The sequence below is a fragment of the Allokutzneria multivorans genome, from assembly GCF_039537405.1.
Taxonomy (GTDB): Bacteria; Actinomycetota; Actinomycetes; order Mycobacteriales; family Pseudonocardiaceae; genus Allokutzneria; species Allokutzneria multivorans.
Genome location: NZ_BAABAL010000022.1, coordinates 14,458 through 36,586 on the forward strand (window position 1 = coordinate 14,458; position 22,129 = coordinate 36,586).

Annotated in this window: 17 protein-coding genes and 1 pseudogene; 14 read left to right on the plus strand and 4 right to left on the minus strand. The window is 69.4% G+C overall.

Going from position 1 to position 22,129, the window contains the following annotated elements; all coding sequences use genetic code 11:
- The 3 genes and pseudogenes from ABD798_RS33535 to ABD798_RS33545 all read left to right on the plus strand — a co-directional run.
- Window positions 1-1,044, plus strand: a complete 1,044-nt coding sequence (locus tag ABD798_RS33535) for a thiamine ABC transporter substrate-binding protein (protein WP_344884274.1) — start codon at window positions 1-3, stop codon at window positions 1,042-1,044.
- A 3-nt stretch (window positions 1,045-1,047) separates the two neighbouring features.
- Window positions 1,048-2,643 carry an ABC transporter permease gene (locus tag ABD798_RS33540; protein WP_344884277.1) on the plus strand — a complete coding sequence of 532 codons (1,596 nt, stop codon included), beginning with the start codon at window positions 1,048-1,050 and terminating at the stop codon, window positions 2,641-2,643.
- Window positions 2,643-3,350, plus strand: a pseudogene (locus tag ABD798_RS33545) (ABC transporter ATP-binding protein); the annotation flags it as partial. The gene ABD798_RS33540 and the pseudogene ABD798_RS33545, both read left to right, overlap by 1 nt.
- Before the next feature lie 45 nt (window positions 3,351-3,395).
- Here ABD798_RS33545 and ABD798_RS33550 read toward each other — a convergent pair.
- Genes ABD798_RS33550 through ABD798_RS33560 form a run of 3 tightly spaced genes read right to left on the minus strand, consistent with a single transcriptional unit; the run spans window position 3,396 to window position 6,354 of the window.
- Window positions 3,396-4,262 carry an ABC transporter permease gene (locus tag ABD798_RS33550; protein WP_344884280.1) on the minus strand — a complete coding sequence of 289 codons (867 nt, stop codon included), beginning with the start codon at window positions 4,260-4,262 and terminating at the stop codon, window positions 3,396-3,398.
- Window positions 4,259-5,242, minus strand: a complete 984-nt coding sequence (locus tag ABD798_RS33555) for an ABC transporter ATP-binding protein (protein ID WP_344884429.1) — start codon at window positions 5,240-5,242, stop codon at window positions 4,259-4,261. The genes ABD798_RS33550 and ABD798_RS33555 overlap by 4 nt, the downstream gene beginning before the upstream one ends.
- Before the next feature lie 2 nt (window positions 5,243-5,244).
- Window positions 5,245-6,354 carry a LolA family protein gene (locus ABD798_RS33560; RefSeq protein ID WP_344884285.1) on the minus strand — a complete coding sequence of 370 codons (1,110 nt, stop codon included), beginning with the start codon at window positions 6,352-6,354 and terminating at the stop codon, window positions 5,245-5,247.
- Between the two features lie 145 nt (window positions 6,355-6,499).
- On the opposite strand from ABD798_RS33560, the gene ABD798_RS33565 reads away from it, so the two are divergent.
- The 3 genes from ABD798_RS33565 to ABD798_RS33575 are packed head-to-tail and all read left to right on the plus strand — an operon-like array spanning window position 6,500 to window position 9,405.
- Window positions 6,500-7,201 (plus strand): response regulator transcription factor, encoded by a 702-nt coding sequence (locus ABD798_RS33565; protein WP_344884288.1) that lies wholly within the window; start codon window positions 6,500-6,502, stop codon window positions 7,199-7,201.
- A complete protein-coding gene (locus ABD798_RS33570; protein ID WP_344884291.1) occupies window positions 7,198-8,541 on the plus strand; it encodes a sensor histidine kinase in 1,344 nt (447 codons plus the stop codon). The genes ABD798_RS33565 and ABD798_RS33570 overlap by 4 nt, the downstream gene beginning before the upstream one ends.
- An 18-nt stretch (window positions 8,542-8,559) precedes the next feature.
- Window positions 8,560-9,405, plus strand: a complete 846-nt coding sequence (locus ABD798_RS33575; RefSeq protein ID WP_344884293.1) for an NUDIX domain-containing protein — start codon at window positions 8,560-8,562, stop codon at window positions 9,403-9,405.
- A gap of 99 nt (window positions 9,406-9,504) precedes the next feature.
- On the opposite strand, the gene trpS is transcribed toward ABD798_RS33575, so the two are convergent.
- Entirely contained in the window at window positions 9,505-10,476 is a 972-nt protein-coding gene (gene trpS / locus ABD798_RS33580; protein WP_344884296.1) for a tryptophan--tRNA ligase, read from the minus strand.
- 203 nt (window positions 10,477-10,679) lie between these two features.
- Between trpS and ABD798_RS33585 the strand changes: the two genes are divergently transcribed.
- The 8 genes from ABD798_RS33585 (at window position 10,680) to ABD798_RS33620 (ending at window position 21,922) form a co-directional block, all read left to right on the plus strand.
- Entirely contained in the window at window positions 10,680-10,985 is a 306-nt protein-coding gene (locus ABD798_RS33585) for a YciI family protein (RefSeq protein WP_344884299.1), read from the plus strand.
- A 368-nt stretch (window positions 10,986-11,353) separates the two neighbouring features.
- Window positions 11,354-13,264, plus strand: coding sequence for a translational GTPase TypA (typA, locus tag ABD798_RS33590; protein WP_344884302.1), 1,911 nt, complete (start codon window positions 11,354-11,356; stop codon window positions 13,262-13,264).
- Window positions 13,265-13,583: 319 nt separating this feature from the next.
- Window positions 13,584-15,368, plus strand: a complete 1,785-nt coding sequence (locus tag ABD798_RS33595; protein WP_344884305.1) for an ABC transporter family substrate-binding protein — start codon at window positions 13,584-13,586, stop codon at window positions 15,366-15,368.
- Window positions 15,369-15,849: 481 nt separating this feature from the next.
- Window positions 15,850-17,622 carry an ABC transporter family substrate-binding protein gene (locus ABD798_RS33600; protein ID WP_344884308.1) on the plus strand — a complete coding sequence of 591 codons (1,773 nt, stop codon included), beginning with the start codon at window positions 15,850-15,852 and terminating at the stop codon, window positions 17,620-17,622.
- A 218-nt stretch (window positions 17,623-17,840) separates the two neighbouring features.
- Window positions 17,841-18,839, plus strand: a complete 999-nt coding sequence (locus tag ABD798_RS33605) for an ABC transporter permease (RefSeq protein ID WP_344884311.1) — start codon at window positions 17,841-17,843, stop codon at window positions 18,837-18,839.
- Window positions 18,832-19,752, plus strand: coding sequence for an ABC transporter permease (locus ABD798_RS33610; RefSeq protein WP_344884314.1), 921 nt, complete (start codon window positions 18,832-18,834; stop codon window positions 19,750-19,752). The genes ABD798_RS33605 and ABD798_RS33610 overlap by 8 nt, the downstream gene beginning before the upstream one ends.
- On the plus strand, window positions 19,752-20,885 hold the full coding sequence (locus ABD798_RS33615; RefSeq protein WP_344884318.1) for an ABC transporter ATP-binding protein: 1,134 nt from the start codon (window positions 19,752-19,754) through the stop codon (window positions 20,883-20,885). Before ABD798_RS33610 ends, ABD798_RS33615 begins: the two co-directional genes overlap by 1 nt.
- Complete coding sequence (locus tag ABD798_RS33620) at window positions 20,882-21,922, plus strand: ABC transporter ATP-binding protein (protein ID WP_344884321.1); 1,041 nt, start codon at window positions 20,882-20,884, stop codon at window positions 21,920-21,922. Before ABD798_RS33615 ends, ABD798_RS33620 begins: the two co-directional genes overlap by 4 nt.
- Window positions 21,923-22,129: the final 207 nt, after the last annotated feature.

The following is a 22,129-nucleotide window of genomic DNA, read 5'->3' on the forward strand; positions in this document are numbered from 1 at the left end:
GTGCGGAGCAGAACACTCGGAGCGCTGATGGTGCTCGCGCTGATCAGCGGGTGCTCGCTGACGGGCGGCGGCGAGGCGGGGACCGGCGGCGAGAAGGTCGTCCTGGTCACGCACAACTCGTTCGCGCTGCCCAAGCCGGTGCTGGACGAGTTCACCAAGAACACCGGCATCACCATCGAGATCAGCCGCCGCGGCGACGCGGGCGAGATGACCAACCAGCTGGTGCTGACCAAGGGCAACCCGCTGGCCGACGCGGTCTTCGGCATCGACTCCACCTACGCCTCGCGCGCGATCGGGCAGAACCTGCTCCAGGCCTACCGCAGCCCCGAAGCCGCCAAGGGCGCGCAGCGCTACGCGGTCGCGGGGGCGGAGGACAAGCTCAGCGCGGTCGACGTCGGCGACGTGTGCCTCAACATCGACACGGGTTTCCTCGCCCAGCGCGGCATTCCGGAGCCGACCTCGCTGGCGGAGCTGACCGATCCCCGCTACAAGGACCTGCTCGTCGTGCAGAACCCGGCGACCTCGTCCCCGGGCCTGGCCTTCCTGTTCGCCACGGTGGCCACCTTCGGCGAAGAGCGGTGGGCGGAGTACTGGACCAAGCTCAAGGCCAACGGCGTCAAGGTCGCCAGCGGCTGGGAGCAGAGCTACACGCAGGACTTCTCCGGCTCCTCCGGCAAGGGACCGCGCCCACTGGTGGTGTCCTACGCCTCCTCGCCGTCGGCCGAGGTCGGTCCGGACGGCAAGCCGCGCACGAAGGCGCTGCTCGGCGGGTGCTACCGGCAGGTCGAGTACGCGGGCGTGCTCACCGGTGCGAAGAACACCGATGGAGCGCGCAAGGTCGTGGACTTCCTGTTGTCGGACAAGGTGCAGTCGCAGCTGGCTGAGCAGATGTTCGTCTACCCGACGCGCGAAGGCGTTGCGCTGCCCCAGTCCTGGCAGGCGGCGGCGCCGTTGCCGACCAAGGCCCTTGAGCTGCCCGCGCCGCAGGTCGACCGCGACCGTGAGCGCTGGCTCGCCCTGTGGCGGTCCGTCGTGCAGGGCTGACGGGTGCGCGGTACGAAGATCGCGCTCGGCGTGGGAGCGGCGGTTCCGCTGCTGTTCCTCGCCGTGTTCTTCGCCTGGCCGGTCGCGGCGATCATCGGTCTGGGGCTGGGGGAGTCCGGGGTCGGCGCGGTGCTCGCGGACTCGCAGACCTGGGAACTGGTGGCGTTCACGCTCGGCCAGGCAGCGGCGTCCACGGTGGTCGCTCTGCTGGCGGGGCTCCCCGTGGCGTACCTGCTCGCGCGCTGTGCCGTGCGCGGGCGGGGGTTCGTCCGGTTGATCGTCACGATCCCGTTCGTGCTGCCCACACTGGTGGTGGGCATGGCTTTCCGGTCGTTGCTCGGCGACAGCGGAGTGATCGCGATCGTGCTGGCCAACGCGTTCTTCAACGTCGCGGTGGTGGCGCGGACGGTGGGCGGCCTGTGGGCGAACCTCGATCTCCGAGCCGAAGATGCGGCGCGTGCGCTGGGTGCTTCTCGTTGGCGCGCCTTCACTTCGGTGACGTTGCCCGCGCTGGCGCCCGCGATCGGCTCGGCCCTGGCCGTTGTTTTTCTTTTCTGTGCAACGAGTTTCGGCGTGGTCCTGGTGCTCGGTGGTTCGGAGTACCGGACGTTGGAGACCGAGATCTACCTGCGCACGGTGCAGTTGCTCGACCTGCCGGGAGCTGCGGCGCTCTCGCTCGTGCAGCTCGTCGCGGTGGTCGGTGCGCTGCTCGCCGGTGCGATCGCCCGGCGCAGGCGGGAGACCGCGTTGGCCCTGCGGCGAAGCGCGGAGACGGCTCGAAGACCCGAAGGCGCTGAGTGGGTCGTGGTGGGCGCGGCGCTGACGGTCGTGGTTCTGTTGCTGCTGCCGGTGTTCTCGCTGATCGTCCAGTCACTGTCCACAAGGGACGGTTGGAGTCTTGCCGGGTATACGGCGCTCGCGGGGGACGCGGCGGAGTCGACGTTGGGCGTGTCAGGCCTGGCCGCGGCGGTGAACTCGTTGCGGACCGCGTTCGACGCGACCCTGCTCGCGATGTTCCTCGGAGTTCTCGCGGCGGTCGTGCTGTCCCAACTGCGGCGACGGCGCGGTCGGCTCGCCGAGGCGATGGACATGGCGCTGATGCTCCCGCTCGGGGTCTCCGCCGTGACCGTCGGGTTCGGCTACCTCGTCACGATGGACTCGCTGCCCGGAGATCTCCGCTCGTCGCCGGTCCTGGTGCCGTTCGCGCAGGCGCTCGTGGTGATGCCGTTGATCATCCGGACCGTGCTTCCCGTGCTGCGCGCGATCGACGACCGCCTCCGCCAGGCAGCCGCGACGCTCGGAGCCTCGCCGCTGCGGGTGTGGCGCGAGGTCGACCTCCCCTTCGCGGGTCGCTCGTTGCTCGCCGCCGCGGGATTCGGTTATGTGGTGGCGCTGGGCGAGTTCGGCGCGACCAGCTTCCTCGTGCGGCCGGACGCACCGACGCTGCCGGTGGCGGTCTCGCGGCTGATCTCGCGCCCGGGAGAGCTGAACGTGCAGATGGCCTACGCCTCGTGCGTGCTGCTGATGATCGTCACCGTTGCCGCTGTCGCGCTGGTCGAGCGCGTCCGCGTCGGCTCGGAAGCCCTGGGAGAGTTCTGATGGGCCTGCGGCTCAGCAACCTGAGTGTCCACTATGGACAGAACCTCGCCGTGTCCGGCGTGCACCTGGAGATCGGCGACGGCGAGGTGCTCGCCCTGCTCGGGCCTTCCGGTTGCGGCAAGTCCACGCTGCTGCGCGCGGTCGCGGGCCTGGAGCAGAGCAGCTCCGGCGCGGTGGCTTGGGACGACGTGGACCTGGCCGGAGTGCCGGTGCACCGGCGGGAGTTCGGCCTCGTCTTCCAGGACGGTCAACTGTTCCCGCACCGCGATGTGGCGGGCAACGTGGCGTTCGGGCTGCGCATGCGGGGCGCTGACAAGCGGGCCCAGGCCGAGCGGGTGGCGGAACTGCTTGAGCTGGTCGGCCTTCCCGGCTACGGCTCGCGACGCACCACGGAGCTGTCGGGAGGAGAGCAGCAGCGCGTCGCGCTGGCGCGTGCCCTCGCTCCTCGGCCGAAGTTGTTGCTGCTCGACGAACCGTTGTCCGCGCTGGACCGCGCGCTGCGCGAGCAGTTGGCCGCTGATCTCGCCGTGCTCCTGCGCCGCGCCGGTGCCACCGCGCTCCTGGTGACCCACGACCACGGTGAGGCTTTCGCGCTGGCGGATCGAATCGCGTTGATGCGCAAGGGAAAAATCGTGCAGACGGGCACTCCCCACGAAGTTCGGAAGCGCCCGGCCGACGATGACGTCGCAGCTTTCCTCGGCCACACCGGCGAATCGGCGAGCTGCCCCTGCTGCGGCTCGCCGATCCCCGACTCAGCTGTCCTTGGTCGCCATGCGCGCCACGGTCGCTGACAACCCGATCACGATGTAGCACAGCGCGCGGGCCGCCCCCTCGGTCAGCGCCGCTGTCTCCATCGGATCGCGGATCACGTCGATCAGCGACATCCATCCGGTCGTCAACAGCATGGGGTGCAGCCACGACAGGTCGGCGATCCCCCCGAGCACGGCGAACACGATCAGCGTGCCCATCATGACCGCGAGCACCACTAGCGGGTGGTCGGTCAGCGACGACAGCGCCAGCGCTATCGCGGCCACGGCGAACATCTGCAGCCACACCCACGCGGCGGCGAGGCCGACTCGTCCGGCGCCCTCTCCGAAGCTCAGCGCCGTCCCCGAGATCGACGTGAACTCCGTCGTGCCGGTGAACACCACCCCCGCGGTGATCCCCAGCACCGCGAGCACGGCGACGGCGATCGCGCTCACCGCGGCCACGCCCACCGTCTTCACCACGACCAGCCTGGTGCGGCCGATCGGCGCGATCAGCAGCCCCCGCAGCGTGCCGTGGCTGGACTCACCGGCGATCGCATCGGCCGCGGTCATCGAGATCACCATCGGCAACAGCAGCGGCATCGCCATGCTCATCGCCGCCAGCGGCAGCACCATTCCGTTGCCCAGCAACGAGGCCAGCATCGGTGGGCCGCCGACGACGGGCGTGCCGCCGATGTCGAGCATGCTCATCAGGACCCCGAGCCCGATCGGCACCAGGGCGAGCACCCCGAAGGCCGCGAGCGTCCTCGGCCGCCGCAGCACCCACCGCAGCTCTGAGCGCAGCAGCCTGCCAAGAGGCGCCTTGGGCGTCTTCTCCAGGAGATCCGGCGAGGCGATCGATGCCGTCGTCATGACCCCTCCCGCACGTCGGACTCCGTCAACCTGGCGAACAGCTCTTCGAGCCCGGTCCGCTCGCGCCGCGCCTCGCGCACGCCCACCCCGGCGAGCACGAGCTTCTCGATCACCTGCTGCGACGTCACGGAGACCAGCTCCGCGCGTACACCGTCCACATCGGACTTGTACGGAATTCTGTTGTCCCGCAAAGTGTCCACTGCGAGTTGAACGTCCTCTGTGGACACTGTGAGGGTTGGCGTCCCCCCGTCGAGCAGCTGGGCGAGCGAGCCCTGTGCCACCGCCGTGCCCTGGTGCAGCACGGCCACGTGGGTGCACGTCGCCTCGACCTCGGCCAGCAGGTGCGAGGACACGACCACCGTCGTCCCCGCCTCGTGCAGCTCGGCCATGACACCGCGGATCTCCCTGGTACCCGCGGGGTCCAGCCCGTTGGTGGGCTCGTCGAGCACCACCAGCCGCCTCGGCACCAGCAGCGCGGCGGCCAGGCCGAGCCGCTGCTTCATGCCGAGCGAGTAACCCCGGTACTTGCGCGTCGCCGCGTGCCCGAGACCGACCCGCTCCAGCGCGCCGTCGACGGCCCTGGAAATCCCCTCGGTCGGCAGCAGCGGTTCGGCGGCGGCGCAGCGGCGGAGGTTCTCCCGCCCGGAGAGGAACGGGTGGAACCCGGGCCCCTCCACCAGCGCGCCCACGTGCGGCAGCGCGCGGTCGGCGCCGTCGGGCATGGGCACCCCGAGCAGCTCGACGCTGCCCGCGCTCGGCCTGGTCAGACCGAGCAGCATCCTGATCGTGGTGGTCTTGCCGGAACCGTTGGGTCCCAACAGGCCGAGCACCGCGCCCTGCGGGACCTCGAGGTCGACGCTGTCGACCGCGACGGTGTTTCCGTAGACCTTGCGAAGGCCGGTGGTGCGCGCCGCGAGGGCGGGGGCGGCGGACTTCGCCGCCCCCGCCGCACCGGTCGCCGCGAGCGGCTCGGTGCTCAGACTCACTTCACGGTGCCGATCGCCTCGATGAGCACCTGGGACGGAACGGCGCCCGCGGCGAAGCGGCCGTCCTCGGTGAGCAGGCCGGTGCCGACCTTGGTGGTGATCAGGTAGCCCTTGCCCCACGGGCCCTCGACCTTGGCGCCGAACTGCTTGACCAGCTCCATCGGGTTCTGGACGGACTTGCCGTCCTTGTCCTTGGGCAGCTCGTCGAACTTGGGCAGGCGCCCGGCGACGGTGGTGTCCCAGCCCTCGCCGACGACCTTGACCAGGTCGGTCTCCGGCAGCTTGGGCGCCTCGCCCGGCTTGTGGTTCTTCTCGAACTCCTCGCGCTTGCGCTCCACGTCCTTGAACTTCGTCGCGCTGTCCTCGACCTTCGAGCCCGCGGGCGGGGTGAAGGTGAACAGCTTCGGGTCCTGGGCGCCGATGTCGAGCTTGGTGAAGCCGACCTGCGCGACCGGCTCGCTGGAGCCGTTGGCCAGCACGACCACCCGCAGCGGGATGCGCTTCTCCGCGTCCACCGCGACGCGGACCTCACGCAGCAGCGTGCGCTCGCTCGGGGCGGGCGCGAGCACCAGCTCGTAGGCGTCGCGACCGGCGACGCTGGCCGTGCCGTCCACCGAGATGCTGCTGTGCGGGCGGACCACGTCGATGATCTGCTTCGCCGCGCTCGCCGGGTCGTTCAGCTCGGCCGGGCGCTCCTTGGGGGCCTGCGACTTGTCGAAGGTGTGCTTGGTGGCGACCTTCGTGCTGGAGTCCCAGGTCCACGCGGTCGTGCCGTCGTTGACCATGATCTTCTCGCCGCCGGTCTGGCTCGTGCTCACCCGGGCCTTGCCGGTGCCGTCGGACCAGATCTTCGCGGACACGCCGCTCAGGTCGATCGGCATGTTGGGGATGGCGGGGAGACCGAGGTTGGCCTTGCCCTCGACGGTGCCCCCCAGCGCCGGGATCTCCTTCTGGCTGAGCACCGACTGCACCAGCTGCTCCGGGTTCACCGGCGGCAGCACGGGAGCGGCACCCGCACCGGACGGCATGGCCAGCACGGTCAGCCCGACCGCGCCTGCGAGCGCCCCGACCGCGGCTGCTGCGACTGTGGCCTTCTTGCGATCCATGTTCGTCTCCTCCTCGGACGGGTTTCCCTCCGTGATGACGACTGTGCAGGCCCGACGCTGAGATAGACCTGAGACCGCTGCCGCTCGCTGAGAGAGCACTGAGAGGGTGAACCCCAAGACTCTCAGGTAAGTGCATGCTGTGCTCGTGAAGCCACGGGTGCTCGTAGTGGACGACGAGGTCGGAGTGCGCAGAGCCCTTCAGCGCGGACTGCGCGCCGAGGGCATGGACGTGGTCACCGCCGAGGACGGGCCGAGCGGCCTGCGCGCGGCGCTGACCGGGGCCTTCGACCTCGTCCTGCTGGACATCATGCTGCCGGGCCTCTCCGGTTACCGGGTGCTCCAGCACCTGCGCGCGGACGGTGTCACCACGCCGGTGCTGATGCTCTCCGCCAAGGACGGCGAGGTCGACCAGGCCGACGGGCTCGACCTGGGTGCGGACGGCTACATCGTCAAGCCGTTCTCCTTCATGGTGCTGGTCGCCCAGGTCAAGGCCCTCTTGCGGCGCAAGGCGGCCGAGGGCGGCTCCGGCCGGTCCCGGCTGCGCCTCGGGCGCCTGGAGATCGACCAGGCCGCGCGCGAGGTGCTCTGGCAGGGCGAGCCCATCTCGCTGAGCCCCCGCGAGTACGCGCTCCTCACGGCGCTGGCCGGGCGCGCGGGGACGGTCGTCGCCAAGGACGACCTGCTGCGCGCGGTCTGGGGCGACGAGCAGGCCGCCACCCGCAACGCCGTTGAGGTGTACGTCGGCTACCTGCGCCGCAAGCTCGACGCCGCCGGAGCCGGGCACCTCGTGCGCACCGTGCGCGGACACGGCTACCTGGCGAGCGACGAGACCGCAGCCGAGACATGAGGAACCCCATCGGCGCCGTCCAGCACTGGTGGCGCGGCCGCAGCCTGCGCGGCCGGATCACGATGGTCGCCGCGGCGGCCGCGCTCGGCGGATTCCTGGTGCTCGCGCAGGTGATGTCGCTGGTGCTGACCAAGGGGCTCACCGACCAGATGGACGGTCAGCTCAAGAAGGTGCTGACCGCCGCGTCCAGCTCTGTCTCCGCGGGCACGCCCGCCGAGCGGATGCAGGGCGCGGTGCAGGTCCGCGTGCTCAACACCGCCGGCGAGCCCCAGGACGGCATCGGCGACCCCGACCTCTACCCGGCCGAGGTCCGCTCGCTGCTCGGGGGCCAGGCGATCACTGTCTCCCGCAACTACGACTCGACCAGGTGGCTGCCGACCGTCGCGAGCGCGCCCGACGGCTCGCAGCGATTGGTTCTCGCGGGCTTGGACGCAGGCGATCACCTGCGGCTTTTCGAGAACATCGCCGTCTGGTTCGTGCCCGTGGCGTTGCTCGGCACTGCGGCGGTCGCGTTCACCGCTTGGGTCACCGTGCGCTGGTCGCTGCGCCCGGTGGAGCGGATGCGCTCGGCCGCTCAAGCCCTGCCTGCTGGGCAACGGCTGCCGCTGCCGGAGGCGCGCGACGAGCTGCACGCCCTTGCTGAGGCGTTGAACAGCCTGTTGGCTCGCCGTGACGAGTCCGCCGAGCGCATGCGCCAGTTCAGCGGCGCCGCCGCGCACGAGCTGCGATCCCCGGTGGCGTCGATCCGTGCTCAGGCTGAGGTGGCCGTCGCCTACCCCGATCCTGACGAGGCACAGGAGGTCCTCGAAGAGGTCGCGATCGAGGCGGAACGGCTGTCGGAGGTCGTTGACCACCTGCTCAAGCTCGCCCGCTCCGACACGGCCGCGCTCCCTCCGGTGGATTCCGTCGAGCTGACCGGCCTCGTCCGCGACGTCGTGCGCCGCCAGCCCGACGACGGGCCTTTGGTGCGCGTGGAGACCTTCGTGCCGGTGTGGGTGCGGGCGACCGGGCAGGAGGTTGAGCTCGTGCTGGACAACCTGCTGCGCAATGCCCGCCGCTACGCCAAGAGCCAGGTGCGCGTGATGGTGCTGCCCGCAGGGCCGCAGGCGCGCCTGGTCGTCGACGACGACGGCGAGGGCATCCCGCCGGAGCACCGCGAGCGCGTGTTCGACCGCTTCTACCGCGTGCACGGCGCGCGTGACCGCGATTCGGGCGGCGCCGGCTTGGGCTTGGCGATGGTGGCCGATGTCGTGCACCGCAGGGAGGGCAGCGTGCGCGCCGGTGCTTCGCCGGAGGGCGGCGCTCGGTTGGAGATCCGCTGGCAGACCTACAGATCCTGACGTGCCAAGATCGGGCTCGTGCCGGTTCTGAGGTCCACCCTGCTCATCGACGCGCCGATCCGCACCGTGGCGGCGGCCGTCCGCGATGTCTCCGTCGTCCGGGCCACCGGTCCGCTCGCTCAGTGCACTGCTCGCGGCGACCTGCTCTGCGTCGGTGACGAGCTGAGCTTCCAGGTCCCGCTCGTGCCCGGCGTTCGCGTTCCGATGCGCACCAAGATCGTGCGCGCCGACGACTCCGGCATCTCTTCCGAGCTGGCTTCCACCGATCAGCTCGTGCGGCGGCTCCGGCACGACATCACGCTCGCGGAGACCGGCGCCGGGACCCTGGTCACCGATTCCGTTCGCTGGTTGTCCCCGTGGGGCCCGATCGGTTCGGCCGCCGATGTCCTGCTGATGCGTCGTTTCGTGCTGAAGTTGTTGCAGCGCAGGGGAAACGCGGTGCGCTCGCGGGTTCTCTCGCTCGGTCGCGCTCCGGTCGTGGTCGCCGCCGCGATCGTCCACAAAGGACACTTGCTCGCGCAGCAGCGGTCCTACCCCGAGCACCTCGCCGGGCGTTGGGAGCTGCCCGGCGGGCGCGTCGAGGCCGGGGAGACCGATGAGGCCGCGCTGATCCGCGAGTGCGTCGAAGAGCTGGGCGCGCGGGTCACCGTCGGCGCGCGCTTCGGCCCCGACGTGCCGCTGCCCAAGGGCTACCTGATGCGTGCTTACGCGGCCACGCTCGCGGACGGCGATGCGGTGCCCGAAGCCCTGGAACACCTTGCGGTGGAATGGGTTCCGGTCGAACGCCTGGCCGAGCTGGACTGGCTCGACCCCGACATCGCTCTGCTCCCCGAACTCCACGCCCTCCTCACCGAAACCCTCTGACCCCGGCCGCCCCCAACGGCTCCTTTGACGCGTTGAAGGAGCTGAACGGGTCGTTTAGTGCGTTGAGTGCACCAAACGACCCGTTCAGGGCTTAAGCGGTCAGCTGAGGCCTACGACTTTGAGGGCGGCTTCCAGGCGTGGGGTGGCGCGGTCGCGGGCTCGCGCGGCGCCGAAAGCGCGGAGGCGGTCGAGTTCCGCTTGGTCAGCCAGGAGGTCGGTCATCCGCTCGCGGACAGGGCGCAGCACGTCGACGACGGTGTCCGCCACGGCTGCCTTGAGCTGCTGGAGGTCGGCGATGCCGGCGCCGATCTCGCGCGGGCTGACGCCGGTGCACGCGCCGAGGATCTCCAGGAGGTTGGACACTCCGGGCTGCTCCTTCGGTGCGTAGCGGAGTTCGCCGAGGTCCTCGATGACCGCCCGCTCGACCTTGCGCCGGATGAGGTCGGGGGAGTCGAGCACGAACACCACGCCGGGCGTCTCACCGGAGGACTTCGCCATGGTGCGGGTGGGTTCGGCCAGGTCCTTGATGCCCGCGCCGACAGCGGGGACCACGCCCTCGGGCACCACGAAGACCTCGCCGTAGGTGCCGTTGAAGCGGTTGGCCAGCGCCCGCGCCAGCTCGATGTGCTCGTGCTGGTCCTCGCCGACGGGCACCCGGTCCGCGCCGTAGAGCAGGATGTCCGCGGCCTGGAGCACGGGATAGGTCAGCAGGCCGAGCCGCACCGAGTCCTGTCCGCCGGATTTCTCCCGGAACTGCCGCATCCGCTTGGCCTCGCCGTAGGTGCACGTGCACTCCAGCACCCAGGTCAGCGCCGCGTGCTCGCGGACGAGGTCGGACTGGACGAACACCACGGCGCGCTCCGGGTCCACGCCGGAGGCGATGAGCAGCGCGAACGCCTGCCGGGCGTACTGGCGCAGGCGGTGCGGGCTGTGCGTGGTGGTCATGCCGTGCAGGTCGGCGACGAGGAAGACGTCGTCCGGCCGCTGACCGGCCGCCCACCGCCGCACGGCGCCCAGGTAGTTGCCCAGGTGTGCTGGGCCACTGGTCCTGATACCGGAGAGTTCGGTCACTGTGCAGCTCCTCAGGGGTGAGCCGCGAGGAGACCCTCGACACAGCGGGGGCCGCCCACGCGGCGGCCGAAGTGTCGGGAATGCGCGATTAATCCTTATGGCCGCCGGGAGCGGCGCCACCACAGATTAAGAATGCGCATACTTTGAGATTCTATCACTGACGCTTCTCGACCCGAAGATCGGGGAGTCCTACCGTCAATGGCATGTATATCGCGCTGCTCACCTATACAGCCCCCATTGACGAGATCGACTACCTTCTCGCGGAACACGCCGAATGGATGACCAAACAGTACGAATCGGGCTATTTCCTCGCATCCGGGGGCAGGCCGGGCGGTGAGGGCCGGGTGGTCATCGCCCGGCCGATGGCCCGGGGCAAGCTGGACGCGGTGCTGGCCAGGGATCCGCTGGTCCTGCGCAGGATGGCGCGCTACCAGGTGATCGACTTCCGGTGCACGAGGACGGACGGGGGGATGCTCGCCTACAACGAGGCGCTCGGCGAAGCCTCCTAGGTAAAACCAGTCGGGGTTCACCCAGAAGAGGACTTGTGTGTCCCGTCGGTTGTCCGGAGTCCGGGGGCCGGCGGGTGTCCTTTACTTTTTCTTCTTTTTCTTTGCCTTCTCTTTGTCCTTCAATAACGCGAGGACTGGGCAACGCTTGCACCGGGGTTTCGACCGGCAGCACTTCTTCTTGACTTTTCCCTTGCCCACGCGCGCCCACGTCCCTGTCGTCGGAGTACCGGTGCCATCAGGCTAGGTTAGGCTTGCCTGATCTTGTGGGCGGTAGGGAGCACGCTCCGTCAGCGGCTATCCTCCAAGTGGGTCACGTGCGCGTAGGAGCCGGTGGCCGCCCCCTGGCATTTCACTTGAGGAGCCCCCGCGTGCCCACCGCACCGACGACCGAACGCACCAGGACTGATCTGCGCAACGTCGCGATCGTGGCGCACGTCGACCACGGCAAGACCACCCTCGTCGACGCCATGCTGCGGCAGTCCGGCGCCTTCTCCGCCCGAGCCGAGCTGGTCGACCGGGTCATGGACTCCGGAGAGCTGGAGCGCGAGAAGGGCATCACCATCCTCGCGAAGAACACCGCGGTGCGCCGGGAGACCCCGGACGGCCCGGTGACCATCAACGTCGTCGACACCCCCGGCCACGCCGACTTCGGCGGTGAGGTCGAGCGCGGCCTCGCCATGGTGGACGGCGTCGTGCTGCTGGTGGACGCCTCCGAGGGCCCGCTGCCGCAGACCCGCTTCGTGCTCCGCAAGACCCTCGCCGCAGGCCTGCCGGTCGTGCTGGTGGTCAACAAGGTCGACCGCCCGGACGCCCGCATCGCCGAGGTCGTCGAGGAGACCCACGACCTGCTGCTGGAGCTCGCCACCGACCTGGAGTCCGCGGGCATCGAGGTCGACCAGGCCGCGATCCTGGACCTCCCGGTCATCTACGCCTCCGCCCGCGCGGGCCGCGCCTCGCTGGCCCAGCCCGGCGACGGCGAGCTGCCGGAGACCGAGAACCTGGACGAGCTGTTCAAGGTCCTGCTGGACTACGTGCCCGCGCCCAAGGCGAACGTGGACGCCCCGCTGCAGGCTCTGGTCACCAACCTCGACGCCTCCAGCTTCCTCGGCCGCATCGCGCTCTGCCGCGTGCACGCCGGCCGCATCCAGAAGGGCCAGCAGGTCACCTGGTGCCGCGAGGACGGCTCCACCCAGCGCGTCAAGATCACCGAGCTGCTGATCACCGACGCGCTGGACCGGGTCCCCGCCGAGGAGGCCATCGCCGGTGACCTGGTCGCCATCGCGGGCATCCCGGAGATCACCATCGGCGACACCCTCGCCGACCTGGAGGACCCGCGCCCGCTGCCCCGGATCACCGTGGACGAGCCTGCGATCTCGATGACCATCGGCGTGAACACCTCGCCGCTGGCCGGTCGCAACGGCGGCACCAAGATCACCGCGCGGATGCTCAAGTCGCGCCTGGACTCCGAGCTGGTCGGCAACGTCAGCGTGCGCGTGCTGCCCACCGAGCGCCCCGACACCTGGGAGGTGCAGGGCCGTGGTGAGCTGGCGCTGGCCATCCTGGTGGAGACCATGCGCCGGGAGGGCTTCGAGCTGACCGTCGGCAAGCCGCAGGTGGTCACCAAGACCATCGACGGCAAGCTCTGCGAGCCCTTCGAGCGCCTGACCGTGGACTCGCCCGAGGAGCACCTCGGTGCGATCACCCAGCTCATGGCCAACCGCAAGGGCCAGATGGAGACCATGGGCGGGCACGGCACCGGCCGCATCCGGCTGGAGTACGTGATCCCGGCCCGCGGCCTGATCGGTTTCCGCACCGAGTTCCTCACCGAGACCCGCGGCACCGGCATCGCCAACCACGTCTTCGAGGGCTACCACCCGTGGGCGGGCGAGATCCGGGCCCGGCACACCGGCTCCCTGGTCGCCGACCGCACCGGCGCGATCACCGCCTACGCGATGATCCAGCTGGCCGACCGCGGCACGTTCTTCGTCGAGCCCGGCGCGGACGCCTACGAGGGCATGGTCGTCGGCGAGAACCCGCGCTCGGAGGACCTCGACGTCAACGTCTGCCGCGAGAAGAAGCTGACCAACATGCGCCAGTCCTCCGCCGACGTGATGGAGACCCTGGCCCGTCCGCGCAAGCTCTCGCTGGAGGAGGCGCTGGAGTTCTGCGCCTCCGACGAGTGCGTCGAGGTCGCGCCGACCGTGGTCCGCGTGCGCAAGCTGGTGCTCGACTCGCACCTGCGCGGCCGTGAGCGCGCCCGCGCCAAGCGCCTGAACTGAGCACCACCCGAACCGCTGAGGGCCCGCCGGGATTCGTCCCGGCGGGCCCTCATCCGTCAGTGGCTCCTTTGGCGGGACGTCGGTCCTGACACCCCGGTGGGGGGCTTTCGCGCGCAAGATCATCGGCTCGCGCAACCGGAACGGCGGCGGCACGTCACCAGAGGAGGGGCCAACTCCAAGTAGGTTGGTGTTCGTCGCGGTCGGGGTACCGGCGACGGCGCCGGGCGCCCCGTCTGGCAGCCTCGTGCCGAACACGTCCTTCCGAGCTGGCCGTGACGAGGACGCCGACTCACGACACGAGCAACGGGAGGTGTGCCGCGTGGGCTCCGCAGGGGAGAACAGACCTGGTAGATCGAGGCGGCTGCTCGCGCTGCTGTGCGCCACCCTGACCGGGGTCTCCGCCTGCACCGACCTGCCGCCGCCGCAACTGGTCACCTCCACCCCGAGCATCACGCCGTCGAAGGCGCCGAACCTGACCGAGGTCGTCGTCGGCATCGACACCCTCCGGCGCGGGTTCAACCCGCACACCCTCGCCGACCAGTCCGCGCTGACGACCACGCTGGGCGCGCTGCTGCTGCCCTCGGTGCACCGGCCGGGCCCGGACGGCGCCCCGGTGCTGGACCGCACGATCGTCAGCTCCGCCCAGGTCACCAAGACCGAGCCGTTCACGGTCACCTACACGCTGCGCCGCGACGCCTCCTGGTCCGACGGCGCGCCGATCGCGGCCGAGGACTTCGACTACCTCTGGCAGCAGATGCGCTCCTCGCCCGGCGTGGTCAACTCCGCGGGCTACCGGCTGATCTCCGGCATCTCCTCGCGCGACAGCGGCAAGACCGTCGAGGTCGCCTTCCGCAAGCCCTACCCGGGCTGGCGCTCGCTGTTCGCCAACCTGCTGCCCGCGCACCTGCTCAAGGACGCCCCCGGCGGCTGGCTCGGCGCGATGGAGAGCAGCTTCCCCGCCTCGGGCGGCCCGTTCACGCTGAAGAGCGTCGACGTGGACCGCGGCGAGGTCGTCCTGGAGCGCAACGACCGCTACTGGGACCAGCCCGCCGTGCTGGACCGCATCGTGCTCCGCAAGAGCGACCACAACGGCCTCGTCTCGGCGCTGCGCAGCGGCAACGACCAGATGTCACTGCTGCGACCCGACCAGATCGCCATGGAGTCGTTGCGGGAACTGGGCAAGACCGTCTCGCTGACCACCGTGCCGAGGCCGACGGTGCTCCAGCTGCTGCTGCGCCCGGCCAGCGCGCGCCTGTCCGACAGCCGGGTCCGCGCGGCCGTCGCCGCGGCGATCGACCGCGACGCGCTCATCGGGGTCGGCACCGGCAACGGCCCCTCCGCTCAGCTGCGCGCCGACGCGCACGTCTACGCGCCCTCGCAGCGCGGCTACAAACCGACGATGCCCCAAGGCATTCCCGGCAGCGGCAAGCCCGACTTGGCCGCCGTCGAGCGCCTGATGGTCGAGGCCGGTTACACCCAGCAGGCCGGGGCGTGGATGCGCAACGGCCAGCAGCTCAACCTGATCATCGCCGCGCCCGCCGAGAACGAGCCGTACGTGATGGTCGCCCACCAGCTCCAGCGCCAGCTCGCGGGCGCGTCGATCCCGGCCCGCGTGGTCACCTCGGTCGGCGACCAGCTCTACGGCGACATGCTCTCGCCCGCGCAGCAGCCCGGCGCGTCGGTGGACAGCGGCGTGGACATCGCGGTCGTGCCGCAGGTCTTCGGTGAGGACCCGGCGACCGTGCTGGCCTCGAACTTCGGCTGCTGGACCGAGAGCGACAGCGACGGCGGGGTCCCGGTCGGCCGCCCCAACCCCGCGAGCTTCTGCGACCGGGCGCTGCAGCCGGTGATCGACGGCGCGCTGACCGGCTCGATGCCGCTGGCCGACGCGCTGCCCGGGATCGAGGCCGCGCTCTGGCAGCAGACGGTGTCGATCCCGTTGTTCCAGCTCAGCGACACCCTGGTGACCCGCCAGGAGGTCGCGGGCGTGACGGCGGGCCCTCCGCTGGTCGGCCCGTTCGTCGAAGCGGCCGACTGGAAGCGCGTCCCGGTCGTCTCCAGCAGCGCGACACCGACGCCGACACTGCCCCCGCCGACGAAGTGAGCCATCGTTTGCCCGCGCGGGTGCCCGGCGCGGGGCCGGACCTCGCCGAGGCTCACGCTCCGTCGTCGGTTATGGGCGTGCTCGACCGCCGGGGGTGCCGGAGCAGCCCGTCGCCCTATCGGACCGAGGCCGTGACGATCCGTCGATGCGACGGCGGTCACTCTGTCCGAACGAGTTCCGGCATGTAGTTCGAACGGGTGGACGCCTTGTCGAAGATTACGTACTCACGGTGGAAAATCTGTGTAAGTTACCGTTCGGAAAACGAACTCTGGCGTTCGGTAACTGACTAGTCACCCTCCGTCATACCTGAGTTACCCTTTGGTCACGATCGACGGGCGGAGGATGACCGTCGCCGAGTTGGCTTCCTAGCGTGCAACCCGACGCGCCGGTCGAGGGCAGTGAGAAGGCGCGTCCTTTGATGATGGGTCAGCATGGCCCCGATCGGCCGTGTGGTGTCCCAGCGCTAGGAGGGCTCGTGTCCATGAGGAGATCCAAGGCTGTCTCCGCGTTCGCCGTGCTGACCGTTGGGGTCCTCACGCTGAGCGCCTGCGGTGGAGGTGGCGGTACCGACGGCGGTTCCGGAAGCGGAGGTGTCCTGACGGCTGCCAAGGGTTCGCAGCCGGACGGCATCTACAAGGCGCCCAAGGTGAAGTCGGGCAAGGAAGTCGTCGTCGGTCACGATGCTCCGTACACGACGTACAACAACCAGACCGCGGACGGCAACAACTTCAACAACACGCTGATCGCGAACCTGATCCTGACGGAGCCCTTCTTCGTCGACATCAACAACAAGGTTCTGCTGAACGGCGACGTGATGGACGCCGTCGAGGAGACCTCGAAGAGCCCGCAGGTCATCACGTACAAGATCAAGAAGGGCGTGCAGTGGTCCGACGGCGCCGCCTGGGACTGCGACGACTTCTACCTGGCCTGGCTCTCGCAGAGCGGTAAGGCGAAGAAGCCGGACGGCAAGAGCAGCTACTTCACCCCGGCCGGCACCACCGGGTACGAGTACATCACCCCGGAGTGCAAGGACGACCTGACCTTCGTCACCACGTACAGCCAGCCGTACGCGGACTACAAGGGCATCTTCGACAAGGCCGCCATGCTCCCGGCGCACATCCTGGAGAAGGAGACCGGCGTCGCCGACGTCACCAAGGTGACCCCGACCTCTCCCGAGGTGGAGAAGGTCGCCACCTTCTGGAACACCGGCTGGAACGGGTTCAAGAAGGAGATCATGCCCGCCTCGGGTCCGTACAAGATGGACTCCTGGCAGCAGGGCCAGTTCGTCCGCTTCGTGCGCAACGAGAAGTGGGGCGGCAACCCGGGTGGCCCCGAGGCCATCACGATGAAGAGCATCGCCGACCCGACCGCGCAGAAGCAGGCGCTGCAGAACGGCGAGATGCAGATCATCGCCCCGCAGGCCGAGCCGGTGCTGGCCGGTCAGCTGCGCGAGCTGTCCTCGCAGGGCGTGAAGTACTCCGCCAAGGCGGGTGCGACCTTCGAGCACCTCGACCTGAACTTCAAGCGGCCGCTGTTCCAGGACAAGGCCTTCCGCCAGGCCTTCGCCGAGTGCGTCAACCGCAACGAGATCGTCGACAAGCTGGTCAAGGGCGTCGACCCGGCCGCGAAGCCGCTGGGCAGCCTGCTGTTCATGGCCGAGGAGTCCGGCTACAAGGACGACTTCACCTCGGTGATGCCCGCCGACTCGGCCAAGGCCGGTAAGACGCTGGAGGCCGCGGGCTGGGCCAAGGGTGGCGACGGCATCTTCGCGAAGGGCGGCCAGAAGGCCTCCTTCAAGATCAGCCACACCGACATCCCCCGGCGCAAGCAGACCGTGGAGCTGATCCAGTCCTCCTGCCGCCAGGCCGGTATCCAGATCGAGGACGACACCGACCCGAACTTCCTCGACGAGCGGGTCAGCAACGGTGACTACGACGTCGCGCTGTTCGCGTGGGTCGGCTCGCCGTTCAAGTCGGAGAAGAAGCCGATCTACATCACCGGTGGTGGCCAGAACTGGCAGGGCTACTCGAACAAGACCGTCGACGCCGAGATGCCGAAGGTCGACACCGAGTTCGACGAGTCCGTCCGCGACGCCGCTCTGCAGAAGGCGAACAAGGCGATGGCCGAGGACTACTCCTCGCTGCCGTTGTTCTCGCTGGCCAACCTGATCGCGTTCAACGACAACGTGACCAACGTCGGCTACCACTCGCGCAACGGCTCGACCTGGAACGCGTGGGAGTGGGAGATCTCCTGATCTCCGCACCTCGCAGCGGTAGAACGAAGTAGAGAACTCGAAGCGGGTCGGGACTTCACCTGGTCCCGGCCCGCTTCGTATTCGAAGCTTTGTCGGACCACTCGTAATCCGGTTACCGGCGAGTATGGTTCGCGCTGCGCGTCTCCCGGAACGGCGTTCCCCGAGCCGCCACAAGCGGTGTGTTCGCCCCCGAACTCGCTCCCACCAAGGAAGACAACGTGGTTCGCTACATTCTTCGGCGACTACTGGTCTCGATCCCGATCCTCGGCATCGGATCTTTCCTCGCCTACCTCATGGTCGCCTCGGCCGGTGATCCCCTGTCGGGGCTGCGCGGCCGTCCCGGCACGACCGAGGCCGACATCCAGAACCTGGCCCTCGAACTCGGCCTCGACAAGCCGATCCTGTCACGCTACTGGGACTGGCTCACCTCATTTTTGTCCGGTGACTGGGGGACCAGCATCGCGCTGGGCCAGGCCAGGGCCGACGTCTTCGACCGGGTCACCACCGCCTTCGGCACCACCTTCAAGCTGGTGCTCGGGGCCGAGGTCCTCGCGGTCACGCTGGGCATCGCCGTCGGCGTGCTCGCCGCGGTCCGGCAGTACTCCATCTTCGACTACCTCGCGACCTCCACGGCGTTCGTGATGTTCTCGATGCCGGTGTTCTGCGTCGCGATCGTGGTCAAGACCTACGGCATCCAGTTCAACGACGTGCTGACCGGTCTCGGCATGAGGCGCTGGCTGACAACGGCAGGCCCACCTGTCGGCGGGTTCAAGGGCGACGTCCTCGAACAGTTCCGGCTCTACACCGGCACGTTCCTGTTGCCGACCATCGCGCTCGGAGCCATCAGCTTCGCCGCGTACAGCCGGTTCCAGCGGGCCTCGATGCTGGAGACGCTGAGCTCGGACTACGTCAGGACGGCGCACGCCAAGGGCCTGCGCCCGGCGCGGGTGATCTTCCGGCACGCCTTCCGCAACGCGCTGATCCCGGTGACCACCCTGGCCGCGCTCAACATCGGCGCGGTGTTCAGCGGTGCGATCATCACCGAGCGCGTCTTCGGCTGGAACGGGATGGGCAACCTCCTGGTGAGCGCGGTGCAGCAGTTCGACCCACCGATGCTGATGGGGTGGCTGATGATCACCGCCATCCTCGTCGTCGTCTTCAACCTCGTTGCCGACATCCTCTACGGCATCCTGGACCCGAGGATTCGCCTTGGCTAACCCGCAGATCACCGAGACCCCGGCAGCGGGGGCGGCGTCGTCGAGCTACGAGTTCGGCACCGGCGCGCGCAAGCAGTGGCAGACCGTCCTGCGCCGCTTCATGCGGCACCGTCTGGCCATGGCCAGCCTGGTCATCCTCGTGCTGCTGACACTGGGCGCCGTCTTCGGCGGCGCGTTCTGGAAGTACGACATCACCTACACCGGTGGCTCGTCCTTCGCATCGCCCAGCGCCGAGCACCCGCTCGGTACCAGCCAGATCGGCAAGGACATGCTCGCCCTGATCTTCCAGGGCACGCAGTACTCCCTGCTGATCGCGCTGGTCGTCGCGTTCATGGCGACGATCATCGGCGTGACCCTCGGCGCGGTCGCAGGCTTCCTGCGCGGGGCCGTCGACACCTTCGTCATGCGCCTGGTCGACCTGTTCCTGATCGTGCCGCAGCTGGCACTGGTGGCCATCGCGGTGCACGCCTTCCCCGCCAGCTGGTACACGGTGGCGATCGTGCTCGGCCTGTTCAGCTGGATGCAGGTGGCCCGGATCAACCGCGGCCAGACCCTCTCGCTCGCCGAACGCGAGTTCATCGAGGCGGCCAAGGCGCTCGGTGCCAGCAACAGCCGGATCATCTTCAAGCACATCCTGCCGAACCTGACCGGCATCATCACGGTCAACGCGACGCTGGCGGTGGCGACGGCGGTGCTCTCCGAGGCCGCGCTGTCCTTCATCGGCCTCGGCGTGAAGCCGCCGGACACCTCGCTCGGCCTGATCATCATCGAGAACTACTCGCAGTTCCAGGACCGGCCGTGGCTGTTCTACGCGCCGTTCGTGGTGATCGTGCTGATCTCGTTGACGATCAACTTCATCGGCGACGGTCTGCGCGACGCGTTCGACCCGAGGCAGACGAAGGTGCGTGCCTGATGACCACTTCCGAGAAACTGCTCACCGTCGAGGGCCTCGGCGTGGACTTCCCGACCGAGGACGGCGTCGTGCACGCGGTCCGCGGCGTGTCCTTCGAGCTGGACCGGGGCGAGGTCCTCGGCATCGTCGGCGAGTCCGGCTCCGGCAAGTCCGTCTCCTCCTCGGCGATCATGGGCCTGCTGCCCAAGACCGCCAAGGTCTCCGGCTCGATCGCGTTCAAGGGCACCGAGATCGTCGGGCTCAAGGGCCGGGCGCTGGAGAAGATCCGCGGCAACGACATCGCGATGATCTTCCAGGACCCGATGACCTCGCTGAACCCGGTCTACACCGTGGGCTGGCAGCTGGCCGAGGCCTACCGGGCGCACCACGCGGTGCCGAAGAAGACCGCGTGGGAGAAGGCCGTCGCCTCGCTGGAGCAGGTCGGTATCCCGCAGCCGGACCGGCGGGCCAAGCAGTACCCGCACGAGTTCTCCGGCGGTATGCGGCAGCGGGCGATGATCGCGATGGCGATCATCAACGACCCCGAGCTGATCATCGCCGACGAGCCGACCACCGCGCTCGACGTGACGGTGCAGGCCCAGGTGCTCGAAACGCTGCTGGAGATCCGCAACCTCACCGGCGCGGCGATCATGATGATCACCCACGACCTCGGTGTCGTCGCGGGCATGGTGGACAGGGTCCAGGTCATGTACGGCGGGACCGTCGTGGAGTCCGGCCAGGTCAACACGGTCTTCGAGAGCCCGAGGATGCCGTACACGGTCGGCCTGCTCGGCTCGATCCCGCACGCGGGGCTCATCGGCCAGCGGCTCACCCCGATCAAGGGCGCGCCGCCCTCGCTGATGAACCTGCCGCCCGGCTGCGCGTTCAGCCCGAGGTGCCCGCTGGTCACCGACGACTGCACCACCGCGGAGCCCGAGCTGCTGCGGGTCGGCGTCGACGGGCACTCCGCGCGCTGCATCCGCTGGGAGCACCTGGCCCAGCACCCGGAACCGAAGAAGCTGTTCGCGCACAGCGAGATCGGCACGGTGGAGAACCCCGCCGAGCTGGCCGCGGCCGACCCGAGCCTGCCCGTCGCCGAGGACCTGGCGGCGGTGGAGGCCCGCATCGCGGCTGAGGAGGAGAAGACCCCATGAGCGTCAACACCGCTGACTCCGCCGCGCAGGACACCCGCGACGGCAGCACGAGGACCGAGCCGCTGCTGCAGGTCCGCGACCTGGTGAAGTCCTTCCCCATCCGGGGTGGCGGGGTCATCCCGCGCACCGTCGGCGAGGTGCAGGCGGTCTCCGGGCTGACCTTCGACCTGGCCGCGCGGGAGACCCTCGGCCTGGTGGGTGAGTCCGGCTGCGGCAAGTCCACCACCGGGCGCGCCATCCTCCAGCTGCACAAGCCCACCTCGGGCTCGGTGAAGTTCGAGGGGCGCGAGCTGACGGAGCTGACCACCAAGCAGCTGCGGCCGGTCCGCAGGGACATGCAGATCGTGTTCCAGGACCCCTACGCCTCGCTGAACCCGAGGTGGTCGATCAACGACATCGTCTCCGAGCCGTTCCAGATCCACGGCTACGACGGCAACGTCCAGGGCCGGGTCGACGAACTGCTGGAGCTGGTCGGCCTCAACCCCGAGCACCGCAACCGCTACGCGCACGAGTTCTCCGGCGGGCAGCGGCAGCGCATCGGCATCGCCCGCGCGCTGGCGCTGAACCCCAAGCTCGTGGTGCTGGACGAGCCGGTCTCCGCGCTGGACGTCTCGGTGCAGGCGGGCGTGGTGAACCTGCTGGAGGAGCTGCAGCAGCGGTTCGGGCTGGCGTACCTGTTCGTCGCGCACGACCTGTCGGTGGTGCGGCACATCTCGCACCGGGTCGCGGTGATGTACCTGGGCAAGATCGTGGAGATCGGCGAGCGGGAGCACATCTACGCCCAGCCGAGCCACCCGTACACCCAGGCGCTGCTGTCCGCGGTGCCGCTGCCCGACCCGACGGCCGAGCGGCAGCGCCAGCGGATCGTGCTCACCGGTGACGTGCCGAGCCCGGTCAACCCGCCGTCGGGTTGCCGCTTCCGCACCCGCTGCTGGAAGGCGCAGGACATCTGCGCGGTCGAGGAGCCGAAGCTGGAGCGCAGGACCGGGGGAACGCTCTCCGCCTGCCACTTCGCCGAGGTCAAGGAAGTCGTGTAGCCCGTTCGCAGTGCGCCTGCGCCCTCCGCACCTCGTGCGGGGGGCGCTTTCGCATGTGGTCGCTGTGCGTCATGTCGATCTTCGGACGAGTGGGTGCGGGGCGGCCGGAGAGTATGAACGACGACACGCATTCGATCTTGGTTATCTAGGTGTTCACCTGCAAAGAAGACCCGATCCAGTCATAGAGGCGAATATTCCCCTCGATCG